General features: G+C 59.2%; 12 protein-coding genes and 1 other RNA gene. 6 read left to right on the top strand and 7 right to left on the bottom strand.

The genetic code is table 11. The features are described from left to right. Positions 1-129: 129 nt before the first annotated feature. A protein-coding gene (locus B2696_RS02835; protein ID WP_376778887.1) for an IS3 family transposase occupies positions 130-1,349 on the bottom strand; the annotation gives its coding sequence in 2 pieces (ribosomal slippage) (positions 130-1,088 and positions 1,088-1,349; 1,221 coding nt in all). A 68-nt stretch (positions 1,350-1,417) separates the two neighbouring features. Next, positions 1,418-1,612 (bottom strand): hypothetical protein, encoded by a 195-nt coding sequence (locus B2696_RS02830; protein ID WP_075730181.1) that lies wholly within the window; start codon positions 1,610-1,612, stop codon positions 1,418-1,420. Positions 1,613-1,813: 201 nt separating this feature from the next. Between B2696_RS02830 and B2696_RS02825 the strand changes: the two genes are divergently transcribed. After that, the gene (locus tag B2696_RS02825; protein WP_286953802.1) at positions 1,814-3,091 is read left to right on the top strand and encodes a galactokinase family protein; all 1,278 of its coding nucleotides are present in this window, start codon (positions 1,814-1,816) and stop codon (positions 3,089-3,091) included. Here B2696_RS02825 and B2696_RS02820 read toward each other — a convergent pair. From B2696_RS02820 to B2696_RS02800, 5 genes are all read right to left on the bottom strand, one after another. Beyond that, positions 3,088-4,482, bottom strand: coding sequence for an RNB domain-containing ribonuclease (locus tag B2696_RS02820; protein WP_286953801.1), 1,395 nt, complete (start codon positions 4,480-4,482; stop codon positions 3,088-3,090). The genes B2696_RS02825 and B2696_RS02820 overlap by 4 nt on opposite strands. A 26-nt stretch (positions 4,483-4,508) precedes the next feature. After that, positions 4,509-4,929, bottom strand: an RNA gene (gene rnpB, locus B2696_RS02815) — RNase P RNA component class A. 15 nt (positions 4,930-4,944) lie between these two features. Further along, positions 4,945-6,123, bottom strand: coding sequence for a bifunctional RNase H/acid phosphatase (locus tag B2696_RS02810; RefSeq protein WP_286953800.1), 1,179 nt, complete (start codon positions 6,121-6,123; stop codon positions 4,945-4,947). After that, on the bottom strand, positions 6,123-6,836 hold the full coding sequence (locus B2696_RS02805) for a zinc ribbon domain-containing protein (protein ID WP_075730185.1): 714 nt from the start codon (positions 6,834-6,836) through the stop codon (positions 6,123-6,125). Before B2696_RS02805 ends, B2696_RS02810 begins: the two co-directional genes overlap by 1 nt. Beyond that, positions 6,837-8,012, bottom strand: a complete 1,176-nt coding sequence (locus tag B2696_RS02800) for a Nif3-like dinuclear metal center hexameric protein (RefSeq protein ID WP_286953798.1) — start codon at positions 8,010-8,012, stop codon at positions 6,837-6,839. 218 nt (positions 8,013-8,230) lie between these two features. Here B2696_RS02800 and B2696_RS02795 point away from each other — a divergent pair, with 218 nt between their 5' ends. The 5 genes from B2696_RS02795 to B2696_RS02775 all read left to right on the top strand — a co-directional run bounded on the left by B2696_RS02795 (position 8,231) and on the right by B2696_RS02775 (position 11,921). After that, positions 8,231-8,695, top strand: a complete 465-nt coding sequence (locus B2696_RS02795) for a low molecular weight protein-tyrosine-phosphatase (RefSeq protein WP_276622567.1) — start codon at positions 8,231-8,233, stop codon at positions 8,693-8,695. A 10-nt stretch (positions 8,696-8,705) separates the two neighbouring features. Then, entirely contained in the window at positions 8,706-9,686 is a 981-nt protein-coding gene (locus tag B2696_RS02790; protein ID WP_286953797.1) for an SURF1 family protein, read from the top strand. 15 nt (positions 9,687-9,701) lie between these two features. Next, on the top strand, positions 9,702-10,376 hold the full coding sequence (locus B2696_RS02785; protein WP_286953796.1) for an HAD hydrolase-like protein: 675 nt from the start codon (positions 9,702-9,704) through the stop codon (positions 10,374-10,376). Positions 10,377-10,639: 263 nt separating this feature from the next. After that, on the top strand, positions 10,640-11,062 hold the full coding sequence (locus tag B2696_RS02780) for a hypothetical protein (RefSeq protein WP_075730189.1): 423 nt from the start codon (positions 10,640-10,642) through the stop codon (positions 11,060-11,062). Positions 11,063-11,117: 55 nt separating this feature from the next. Continuing rightward, the gene (locus B2696_RS02775) at positions 11,118-11,921 is read left to right on the top strand and encodes an ABC transporter substrate-binding protein (protein WP_286953795.1); all 804 of its coding nucleotides are present in this window, start codon (positions 11,118-11,120) and stop codon (positions 11,919-11,921) included. Positions 11,922-11,933 lie beyond the last annotated feature (12 nt).

The following is an 11,933-nucleotide window of genomic DNA, read 5'->3' as shown; positions in this document are numbered from 1 at the left end:
GGCCATCCGGCCTATCCTGAATGGTTAATCTCATGTCGGTACTCAGGACGACTGGCCAACAAAAACACTCCACTCCAAAACCGGAAGATCTGGGGTTTCCCGCAAATCGTGGACACTTAGTTAAGCTACTTAGTGGTTAAGCAGCGGCTTTTTCTTATCCTGTTGGGATTTGACCTGTGTTTCGAAATCGACGGGGCTGACCATCCCGATGGCTGAGTGACGGCGGCGCCGGTTGTAGACGATCTCAATCCAGCGAGCTACAGCCTTTCGGGCTTCATCTCGGGTTGACCATTTCTTCCGGTTATAAAACTCGGTCTTTAGCGCTGACCAGAATGATTCTGACATCGCATTATCGAAACACACACCAGTCCGGCCGACAGATTGGGCTATACCCAGTTCTTGACAGACTTGCCACAATTGCTCGCTCGTGAACTGAGTGCCGCGATCCGCGTGGAATACCAGCCCATCAGGTATCTCACCACGCAGAGTATGAGCCATACGCAAAGCGCGTTCAACCAGATGAGAATCCTGCACACTATCCATGGCCCAGCCCAAAACACGTCGGGAATGTCCGTCTCGGATCGCGCACATGTACAGCCAACCTTCACCGGTGCGTAGATAGGTAATATCTGACATCCACACTCGGTTAAGCTGACCGCGATCAAACAATCGTTTCACCAGGTCAGGAAGCACGGACTTGTGCTTGGATCGGATCGTGGTTATTGGAACAAACGCCCTGGGCGAGATACCCTCAATACCCATCATCCGCATGCGCTTAGCCACGGTTTTACGATTGATAAAGATGCCTTCCTCAACCAATTCTGCAGTAATATGAGGAGCACCGTAAACTTCGCCAGACTCCTCCCAGATATCGAGGATTCGCTTGTCCAATTGGTCGAGAAAATTCTGACGATTATCCTCTCCACGCTCTCGACTAGCTTGCGTGTGTGCCCATCTGTAGTATCCCGAACGAGAAACCTCTAATAACCTGCTCATTCGTTTAATACTGGAATTCGCCTTCTCCAGCTGTATTAGCTCAAATTTTTCCGATCTCGTTGCGACGCCACGAAGAAGGCGGTGGCTTTTGACAAGAACTCATTATCCATCTTTGCCTCAGCCAATTCACGACGCAAACGAGTGTTTTCGGCTCGTATATCGGCATCACTGCGGCCATCAGCCGATCCTTGGCGTTCCCGCTCGAGTTTTACCCACCTGCCCAGAATTGTGGCTGATACGCCAATTTCCTGTGCTACATGCGCAATCGGACGCTCGGATTCGAGCACCAGCCGAGCTGCCTCCTGCCGGTATTCCGGGGTATATTTCTTGCGTTGTTGACTCACAATGAACATCCTCTCCTACGGACACAAAATCCGTACTAATAGGGTGTCCACTACTCGAGGGTAACCTCAGATCCGGTTTACTTTCCCCAATCCTCATCAGCGGCATCTTGCGCATCGGCCGCCTTGTTGCGGGCTTTGGCAATCTCTAAGGCGTGAGAGGCTTCTTCCGCCGAATCATAGGGCCCCATGCGGCTTCCCCAGCTGTCTTTCTTGCCCTGGGAAACTTCGCCGGTGCTCATGTCGAAATACCATTTCTTCTCTGAATCAGCCATGGTCTTCTCCTTGTGTCTAATCATACGAGTAACCAAGGTTCGGGTTAGTCTCCCGTACCTTGGGGCGTGCGATGACTCAAGACTACAGTCACTAAGTCCCCCGCCTGTGTCTGCGAGCCAGCTAGAATGTGAACGTCACACAATGACTTTTGCCATGTGCCCCGAATGTCTTGCCAAATATCTTGAAGGAGTAATTCCACGATGCCTTTGCGGTCCCCATCTTCTGCCCCTATCTCTCAAAGGGTAAGCGCCGCCCATGTCGACGCCATAGGGATCGCACCCACTCACATTGCGTCGGCACCGGCTACGTGGGCTTTCATCGGTGAGCATGTCGATTACTTCGGTGGTGTAGTTATCGCAGGGTTGTCAGATCTGCGCGTTGCAGTCGCAGTTAGCGCACGCAATGATGGGGCGATAAACGTCTCCTATACTTGTTCGGCAGATTCGGATTCCCCCCAAGAGGATTCCATTACTTTGGCGCAGCTCGCAGAGCTGGCCGCCGCGCAACAGCTTGGCACGGATTCTGAAGGTCTAACGGTCTATCCCGACCCGCCTACAGGCGGAATGGCTGCTCGTTGGGGCGGGGTTGTCCACACCATGATCAACCGTCAGTTACTCTCCCGCGATACCGCGGGATTCGATATTACGGTGGTCTCTGATATTCCCTGCAACGCTGGTCTTGGAGCCTACTCTGCCGTGGATGTTGCCCTCGCGCTTGCTCTAGTGGGCGAGGACTCAGAACTCAAGGACGCTCCTGTACGCGCCCGAATCGCAGATGTGTGCACACAGGCTGCAGGATGTTTCTCCGCCATTCCGCCGGTTCACGCACGCCACTCAAGTGCGCTGCGCGGGGCCGAAGATGCCGTGACCATAGTCGACTACGCCGATGGATCCGTGACTCACGCACCACACCCAGTTACCCAAGAAGTACAGGCTTACGCAATTACCGCCCCCCAGGACTTCGACGCTGTAGAGGCAGGAGCAGAGCTACGTCGCCGCGAACGCTTCATTGATGCCGCCTGCCATGCCTTTGGGACTGAGTCTTTAAGGATGCTGCCTGATGCCCCGCAGCGTGTGATTGATTGGTTGCAGGCGGTCCATAAAGTCTATGGAGCTCAAGGACAGCCTTCCATTGCGGAGGCCACACGGTGGTTAGCCTTCTACGAGGAAGAGACTCAGCGCGCTAAAGAGTTCGCCAGCGCGTTGCGCTCACGTCGCGGCGCTGCACTCTTCCCGCTTTTAGAACAGTCACAGGGCGGGCTTAATGGCGTCTACGATCTGGGAGCCGCCCCGCACTTGGCCCAGCTTGCAATGTCCCGCGGCGCACTTGCCGCTCGTTGTGCCTTTGCCGGTGTTTTCAACTCTGTGATCGCCTACGTCCCAGCCAAGAACGCCTTGAATTTCGCGGCTGATTTGGCCGGAGATCGCCTCGCAGTTTGCGCTCTCAACCCCGGTGCGCCGGCCGTGCTCGAGGCCTAGTCAGCCGGCCAGGCAAAAAGCACCTCACGCGTGGCTGTATCTGCAGTGATGAGTGAAACCGCAGTCTCCCTCCCCATCTCAGGAGTGCCGATCGATGCAGCGAATACCGGCGGGTTAGCCACAAAAAGGCGCGAACGCTGCCGTTTCTCGTTGTTGTGAACAACGATGGCAGAAAAGATACTACCCACCCATGGTGCAAGGACGGTTGCTTCTGTGAGATTGAGACAGGCCTTGTCCACCTGCGCCGCTAGGTGAGAGCTGGCGCGCATGGACGCGACGACGTCGTGTGCCCTGGTACTGACCCATGTGGGAAGCTCCGACCCAGTCGATAGCGCCAGGCATACCTCTGTGGCGAAGCGATCAGACAAGCGCCGCAGAGGGGCAGTCACGTGCGCGTAATAGCCGCCGATTCCGGCGTGAATCTCAGCTGATCTTTCCGCCAGCCAAATGTAATCTGCCCCGCGCAGTAGGCGCTGGGCTTCCCGCATGGCGGACATGCCCTTGGGGGTATCTGCATCGATGCTCAAGAGGAACTCCGAGATAGAGGCCTGGCCCATTGCAAATCCCAAGGCCTGAATCTCAGCGCGAAACTCCTTTTCCGCTGCGGGGCTTGCTCCCGGCAGTGGACGCAGGAAGCCTACACCCCGGCTCGCCATGAGCTGACCCGCGCACATGCCGGTCAAAAGCGAAATTTCCGAGTTATAGTCCATGATTTCATAACGCGGCTCAATTTCTAGCCCAAAGCGCCCATCGTCTTCTTCTACTACGCGCTGAGAAGGCATTCGCAAAGAAATCGCGTTGCGCCGCAATGACGAGGCCTGCCGCAACTTTCCTACCTGCGGCAAAAGAGCAATCGAGGGATGTAAGCTCCCTGCCAACAGGTCAGCATGAACGCCGTCGTAGTCGAGTCTTTCCCTGGAACGCACCAACGACCTGCGCAGGCTAAAGGCTTCGACCTCGCCGTTCTCATCCAAGTCAAAGCTCCACAAGATGGCGGGACGGTCTTGGCCCGGCAACAGCGAAGCCTTGTCCTCAGAAAGCTCCGCGGGATGCAGGCGAGCGGGTTCATCGGGGAGATAGATTGTCTGCCCGCGACGCAGAGACTCTGCTTCTATCGGCCCACCCGGCTCGATGAAAGCGGCGACGTCAGCGATGGCGTAGTAGACGCGGAAACCACTGCCACGTTGCGAGATGCACAGCGCTTGGTCGAGGTCCATAGAGCCTTGAGGATCGATGGTCACTAGTTCTACGTCTCGAGCGTCATCGCGCACGCCGCGAAAGCGGTCCTCCGCGTCGCGGGCAGCCTGGATGACCTCCTCCGGAAATTCGGTGGGCACAGAGTACTCGGCCACGATGGCGCGGAAATCTAAGGGGGCTGCGTAGAGCTTCATGCTGCCCTATTCTTGCAGAGCTGGGGCGAATGAGTCAGCCTATAAGCCGGATTCTGTCTCTTCGCGCGGGCCACAGGCCCGCGCGCGGTGATCATCCATCTGGATCAACCGTTGCCGGCTGACCTCAAGCAGCTACCTTCAGGCTCGGGCGAGTCACCCTACAACGCCTGATCAAACCCGCCATAAGGCGGATTATGATGCCTTGCTCCCGGTGGGGTTTACCTAGCCACTGCCATCACTGACAGCGCTGGTGCGCTCTTAACGCACCGTTTCACCCTTACCCAGAAAACTGGGCGGTCTACTTTCTGTTGCACTTGCCCGCGGGTCGCCCCGGGTTGCCGTTAGCAACCACCGTGCTCTGTGGAGTCCGGACTTTCCTCGGCATCCGCCTGACGCCGCCCTAGGGGGGGGCGCCGGTTCGTTTGCCGCGATCACCCGGCTGGCTCATTCGCACCTGAGAGTCTAGCGCAGACCCGCCATATGCCCCACATCGTTGACTCCGCGCACGACGGCGCCACCATCCCAGAACTCAACCCGAGAGATTGAGGCCAGATCCAAAAATAGCCGGTGGAATACGGAGGGCCCAGCATCGAGGCCTTGCCTAACGAAGGACTTGATGGGGTTGACGTGAGAGACGACCAACACTGTCTTTCCCGCAAAGCGCTCGCACAGTGCGATACGTGCGCGACGCACCCGGAGATGGACCGCCTGGAGGGACTCGCCACCGGGGCAGGCCACGCCGGTATCTTCCATCCAGCGCGCATGCAGATCGGGGTCTGCCGCGCTGGCCTGCGCAAAAGTCTTGCCTTCCCATTGGCCGAAATCTACCTCGATGAGATCTTCCACGGCTTCTATGTCGAGGTCTCTTCCCTGAGCCACGGCCCGCGCCGTCTGCTGACAACGTTGCAGCGGTGAGGCCACGATGGCATCAAGCTCGACGTCTGCCAAGGCTTGCGCCGCGGCGAGGGCTTGTTTTTCTCCCAGCTCACTTAAGGCGGGATTGGCCCGTCCGGAGTATTGTCGCGCGGCCGACATGGGGGTTTGTCCATGACGTAGCAGAATGAAACGAGTGACGGGGCCCAGATCCGCACGCCAGTCCCCCGGCTGTGCGGTGGTTGCAGTGTCTTCCTGGGCGGAAGTGACTTCGTCCGCAGGCGCGACATCACCGGCGCCTTCTTGCGCGGCGCTGGGCGGAGCTTCAGCCTGAGCGCCCACGATTCCTACTGGGTGGCCCGCAGCCGCGGCGTCCATGGCATCGTTGGAGAGCTTATCCGCGGCCTTGTTTTTTGCCCGGGGCACCCAGGCGAGGCTGAAATTGTTGAAGCCTTTGATGAGCTTGCGCGCGGCCAGAGCCAGCTGCTGCATGTCGGGGTGCTTGATTTTCCAGCGCCCGTTGATCTGCTCAACGACGAGTTTGGAATCCATGTGGAACTCCACATCCGTGGCCCCCAGCTCAGTAGCAGCCTCCAAGCCACGCAAGAGCCCGTTGTATTCAGCAACGTTATTAGAAGTAGAGGTCCCCGCGACGTAGACAATCTCCTTCAGGATTGTGCTGCGGTCGGCGGAATATACAACGGTGCCAGAGCCGGCGATTCCCGGGTTTCCCCGCGATCCCCCATCGGCATAGATGATGACCTTCATTAGGCTGCCCGCACCAGATAGGAGCCGCAGTTGCTGCACTGGGGAAGCTCATCGGCGGGTGCGTTGCGGATGGCATTCTGCTCGGCTGGAGGAAGCACGATGTAGCAGCCTCCACAGGCACGACCCTTGAAAGCCGCAACCCCCACCTTGTTCTCCAAACGCACGGCGTCATACTCAGCAAGGACATCCTCCGGCAGTTGCGCACGCAGCTGCGCAATACGCTCGGCAGGTGCCGGGGCGTTGTCGTGCGCATCGCGCGCTGCCTGGGCGGCACGCCCCAGCTTCTCTACCTTTCTTTCCGAATCCGTCAGCCGCGCCCCATGGACATCCACGTTGGCGCGCAGCGCATGTATCTCGTTGTGCGCCTCTTGGAGCTCGCTCATCAAGTCGGCGATGCGGGACTTCGCCGCATAAAGATCGTGCTCGATGTCGCGGCGACGCTCGGGATCGGTCTCGGCGCCGAGCTGAGCCTTGTCGTCCTTAACACGACGGCGCAACTTGCTCTCATCCGCCTGGATCCGCAGGATTTCGGCTTCCATATCATCGACTGCCATTTGTGCCGAGCCCGCGGCATCGAGCAGGCGCTTGTGCTCGATGCGGGCGCGCTCGTAGGCCTCTTCCTCCGGGGTGGTCTGACTAACCGGAACGTCCAGCGAACGCTCAAGGTTGGCCAGCTCCAACAAGGTGGGCTGCAGTTGCGGGGACAGTTTCACTTAAGACTCCTTTGGATGCGCGGATATCGTCCACGGATCGGTACGAATGTTGATAATTTCAGTTTCCACGCCGGTTTCTCTCTTTAAGATATCCCGCGCTTGGGCAGTCCAGGGAAACTCGCTGGCCCAGTGCGCGGTGTCTACCACCGCGGGTCCTCCCGCCCGCAGGTGCTCATCTACAGGATGATGGCGAAGATCCGAGGTTAGGTACACGTCAACGCCCAGCCGCGCCGCCGCACTGAGGAGGGAATCCCCCGAACCAGAGCACACTGCGACTTTCTTGACTAGGCGCTGTGGGTCACCAGCCGCACGCACTCCCCAGACCGTTTCCGGCAGGGCATCGGCCACCTGCTGGGTAAACTCACCCAGCGTCATCGCCTCCGGCAGTTCTCCGACGCGTCCAAGACCCAACCCCTGGTCCAGCGCCGTGTCGCTCGCGGCCATTTCTACCAGATCGAAGGCGGGCACCTCATAGGGGTGTGCCTCCTTGAGCACCGCTGTCAACGTCGCTCTCAAGGTAGAAGGCGCCACGAACTCGATGCGGGTTTCGGGGCCCCGCTGCAGCTTGCCGACGCCGCCCACAACCGGCCGCGCCCCCTCCTGAGGCAGGAACTGCCCGGTACCGGCGATGTCGAAGCTGCAGTGAGAATAGTTGCTGAGTTGGCCCGCGCCGACCTCGAAGAGCGCGTTCTTTAACTGCTCCACTGCCTCCGGCGGGACCTGAACTCCCCATTTATCTAGGATCTGTGGATCCACCGGGACAACCGGGCGTCCAGCGCTGATGCCGATGAATTCCGCCAAGCGGTCGTTGACGCCCGGGCGAGCCTTGTCAGCATTGGTATGCGCGGCAAAGAGTGCAATCCCGGCGCGCACCAAGGTGTGAATGACCTTGCCCTTAGGGGTATCCGCAGCAACGGAATCCACACCCCGCAGCAGCAGGGGATGGTGCACCACCAGCATGTCTAGACCCCGCTCGACCGCACGCTGCGCCACGGCCTGTGTGCACTCAAGGGCAAAGCCAACTGAGTTGACCGGGTCCTGCGGGTCACCGCAGATGAGCCCCACTGCATCCCAAGACTCCGCCAAGCTAGGCGGATAGGCAGCGTCGAGGACGCCGCGGATGTCCCCAACCGTGAGTTGGCTGGAGGCGCGAGGTTGGGTGTGACCTGCTGCCATAGTTTGAGACTCCTTATAAGATGGCGTGTTGCGGGGCGAGAACTCCGGGTCTTTTTCTCGCAGACCACGGTACTGCTATATCCTAACTTTCGTTGTCATGCTGCCCTATTCGCGCAAAGGTTTTTCACTTGGTATCCACTACCCCGGGTCGTTCCGTTTCCACCGCTGTCCCCGCCTCCGACCGCGCCTTCCAGCGACAGGATGCGAGTTCAAAGGTCATGCAGTTGGTCTTCGTCTGCACTGGAAATATCTGCCGTTCTCCCATGGCCGAAATCATTGTCCGTGATGCTCTCGAGGAGCGCGGGCTCGATTCCGTTGCGAAGGCGTGCTCTCGCGGGCTCGGCGGCTGGCATGTGGGCCAAGGCGCCGACGAGCGCGCAGTCGCGCAACTGTGCAGCGGTGGGCACGACGGAGCCTCCCATCGCGCGGCGCAACTCGGGGAAGCCGATCTTTGCGCCGATGCCTTCATCGCCATGGACGCTGGGCATAAGGCCGAGCTCCTCGCCCGCGGCATCGACCCCGCGCGAGTATTCCTCCTGCGCAGCTTCGACCCGCACTCACCTGAAGGCGCAGAGGTAGAGGATCCTTATTACGGGAGCGACGCCGATTTTGCGCGGACTAGGCGCGAGATCGAAGCTGCCGTCCCGGGCCTGCTCGATTGGGTTTCGCTCCACAAGGACTAGACTAAGCGACATGCTGAAGACGTTCCTCAAACCGGGCTGGGTACTCCTGCTCCTTTTCGTCATAGCCTTCTCTTACTTCGCCTTTACGGTCTTGGCGCCGTGGCAGTTGGGCAAAGACGATCAGATTGTGGAACGCAACGAACACATCACCGAGGCCTACGAGCAAGATCCGCGCCCCGTGGATGAGGTGCTCGATGCTAAGGGATCTATCGTGGGAGACGAGTGGTCACGCGCGATCCTAAAGGGAAAGTACCTCCCCGAGGACGAGGTGCTGCTGCGCCTGCGCCCAGCTGGGACGGGGCCTTCTTATCAGTCCCTGGTTCCTTTTCACACTGATTCTGGCCTGATTATCTTGGTCAACCGCGGCTGGGTGGAAGCCGAGGAGGGCAATGCGGTTCCTGATATTCCCCGCGCTCCCTCTGATGAGGTGACCATCGTGGGAATGGTGCGCAAGGCTGAGGCCGTGCACCAATCGGCGCCTATCTTCCAAGAGGGCTACGAGCAGGTCTATTCCATCAACCCTCCGCAGGTTGGGGAGCTCACCGGAGTTGCCATGGGGCAGGATTACCTGCAGCTATCGGATGAAGAGCCGGGTGTTCTCAACCCCATGCCCGTGCCGCAATTGGAGCGAGGAAATCACCTTTCCTACGGCTATCAGTGGATAGCCTTTGGCATTATGGCACCGCTCGGCCTGGGCTATTTTGTCTGGTCTGAGCTCAAGGAGCGCCGTCTTGCCCGCGCTGAGAAACTCGCCCTAGAAGCCTCGACGGACTCAGAGGACACAGAGGACACAGAAGACTCAGCCGCGGTCGCCGCAGGAAGCGCTGTGCCTCCTGTTCAGGACACCGGCGAGCATGCCCCGCAGCCCAGCGCAGCTGAGGAAGGCGCGGATGCTGGGGCCGCGCCTAGCCGCAGGTCCCGCGCACGCTACGGCTCCTCCAAGCCGGATTTCTACTCGAAGCTGCGCGAGCGCAACCAAGAACGTTTCTAGGACTTAAGAAATTCCATGGCACCTCACACCCCGTTGGAGCCTGCACGTAGAGCCGTGCTTATCGATGTCGATGGAACCCTGATTGATTCCTACCCCGGGATTCGTGCCTGCGCTGTGCAGACGATGATCGATTTTGGCCTTCCGGTTCCTGCGGAAGAAGAGTTGCACCACCTGCCGGGGCCGCCCTTGCCCGTCACACTGCAGAATTTTGGGTTTTCGCCGGAGATTCTCCCGGCCGCCGTGGCACAATTCCGGAGCTACTACCGTGCCACAGGGTGGTCGAATTGTCGGCTCTTTCCCGGCTGGGAAGAAGCCCTCACCGAATGGAAAGAGGCCGGGATTACTTTGTGCACGGCCACGAGCAAGGATCAGGCCGTGGCGGAAAAGATGCTGAGATACCTCGGTGCGGCACAGTTCTTTGACTTCATCGGCGGTGCGGATGATATGGGCGGAACCCGCCAAAACAAGCGGGCAGTCATCGAATGGGTGCTTGCTTCCACCGGTTTGCGCCCCGATATAGACCACTTGTTGATGATGGGAGATCGTCATCACGACATCGACGGCGCGCGGCCTTTGGGTATCCCTACCGTTTTGGTGGGCTGGGGCCACGGCAGCCCTGCTGAATACCGCGCTGCTGACTTCTTCGCTTCTGACTTTTCCGAGCTCAAGGCCATCGTAGACCGACTTTAATGTCCCAGGGTTAACCACCCCACACATACCCCCATGGCGTATCCCGCGACGCCAACTGAGGCCACCCTTTGGGGTTAGCATAACCTTATGTAGCGTTTCTTAAACTTGTTTAGTTAAGGCTTGCCTTGTATACGTTATGTTCGTTCCCAATAGGAGTTCCCGAGGGGGAGAGCTTCCTCCGGGACCATGAACAAATCCCCCCTTTCCCAGTTTTTCCTTGAGTTTCTCTCTGTTCTTTTCACTCTCTACAGAAAGCGCACTACATGCTCCAAGAAAAGTCCCAGAAGGACCAGACGGCTCCCGCCACGGCTCTGGCCGTAGCGATGCTAGTGGTATCCGCACTCACCGTTCTCGCCAGTGTCTACTTCACACTCAACGCCAAGGAACCGCGGGCCACCGCCTCCGCTCTCCTCGTCGGCATGGTCGTCTTGCTGGTGCTCCTAGCCTTGACGCGGCGCACGAATGCTAGCGCGGCGGCGTCGTCAAGCACCCAAGTGCTCGGCCTGTGCATCCTCGCTGCGGGCATCGCTACCGCCGCGGTCTGCGCCTTCCTCATGCTTGGCAGCGACACCACCACGGTTCTCACCGCAGATACCTCCCAGAACATCGCCAGCGCAGTGTTCTTCTCCGCGATTCCTGTGGCCATCTTCGGATGGGCCCTTAACCGCGGCTTGCTGAGCAAGTAACGCTCGCATCAATCCCTGAATTCTCATATCCTCCTCATCATCTAAGAACACCTTCATGACCTTTGCAGGTCTCCTGGCGCCCACCGCCTTGGCCACCGCCGCCCTCCCCCTCACCTCCTGCGGCTCTAATGCGGACAGCACCCAGGCCGGCAGTGAATCCAGCAGCGAAGCCAACGGCGCTTACCCCGTCAGCATTGACAACTGCGGCACCGAGATCGAGATAGACAAGCCCATCGAGTCCGCTGTTTCTTTGGACCAGGGAATGACCGAGATCATGCTCAGCCTGGGGCTGGCGGACCGAATGTCCGGAACTGCCACGTGGACGGACCCTGTGCGCGAGGATCTGGAGGATGCAAACTCGCAGGTTCCGCGTATCTCGGCGAACATCCCCTCCCTGGAAACGGTCCTCAAGGCTGAGCCTGATTTCGTCGCCGCTTCCTTCTACCCCACCCTCTCTGAGTCCGGCGGAGGAAACCGCGAGAAGTACGCTGAGGTCGGCGTGCCGGCTTACTTGGCCTACAGCGACTGCTCCAAGACTTCTCTTGCCAACGACGGCGCCCGCGAAGAGCGCGTCACCATGGACGCGGTTTATCACGACATCTCTGACATCGCTACCCTCTTCGAGGTCAAGGACAAGGGAGAGGCGCTCGTAGAAGACCTGCAAGAACGCATGGACTCCGCGCAACGCACCACCAAGACCGACAACGTATCCGTGGCCTACTGGTTTTCCGATTCTGAGGCACCGTACATGGCTGGCGGCGTCGGCGCTCCGCAGCTCATCTCCGATACTCTCGGCCTCGACAACGTCTTTGCCGACAGCAAGGAAGAGTGGCCCCAGGTCAGCTGGGAAGGGACCTGACCCCCGTTTGGT

The organism is Corynebacterium sp. UBA4397, from assembly GCF_002390965.1.
GTDB lineage: Bacteria > Actinomycetota > Actinomycetes > Mycobacteriales > Mycobacteriaceae > Corynebacterium > Corynebacterium flavescens.
The sequence above is the reverse complement of the archived record's forward strand: the minus strand, read 5'-3'. Positions and strand labels throughout refer to the sequence as shown.

Coding starts and splice junctions, on each gene's coding strand:
- B2696_RS02830 (WP_075730181.1), bottom strand. CDS start 1,612: ATGGCTGATTCAGAGAAGAAATGGTATTTCGACATGAGCACCGGCGAA.
- B2696_RS02825 (WP_286953802.1), top strand. CDS start 1,814: ATGCCTTTGCGGTCCCCATCTTCTGCCCCTATCTCTCAAAGGGTAAGC.
- B2696_RS02820 (WP_286953801.1), bottom strand. CDS start 4,482: ATGAAGCTCTACGCAGCCCCCTTAGATTTCCGCGCCATCGTGGCCGAG.
- B2696_RS02810 (WP_286953800.1), bottom strand. CDS start 6,123: ATGAAGGTCATCATCTATGCCGATGGGGGATCGCGGGGAAACCCGGGA.
- B2696_RS02800 (WP_286953798.1), bottom strand. CDS start 8,012: ATGGCAGCAGGTCACACCCAACCTCGCGCCTCCAGCCAACTCACGGTT.
- B2696_RS02795 (WP_276622567.1), top strand. CDS start 8,231: ATGCAGTTGGTCTTCGTCTGCACTGGAAATATCTGCCGTTCTCCCATG.
- B2696_RS02790 (WP_286953797.1), top strand. CDS start 8,706: ATGCTGAAGACGTTCCTCAAACCGGGCTGGGTACTCCTGCTCCTTTTC.
- B2696_RS02785 (WP_286953796.1), top strand. CDS start 9,702: ATGGCACCTCACACCCCGTTGGAGCCTGCACGTAGAGCCGTGCTTATC.
- B2696_RS02780 (WP_075730189.1), top strand. CDS start 10,640: ATGCTCCAAGAAAAGTCCCAGAAGGACCAGACGGCTCCCGCCACGGCT.
- B2696_RS02775 (WP_286953795.1), top strand. CDS start 11,118: ATGACCTTTGCAGGTCTCCTGGCGCCCACCGCCTTGGCCACCGCCGCC.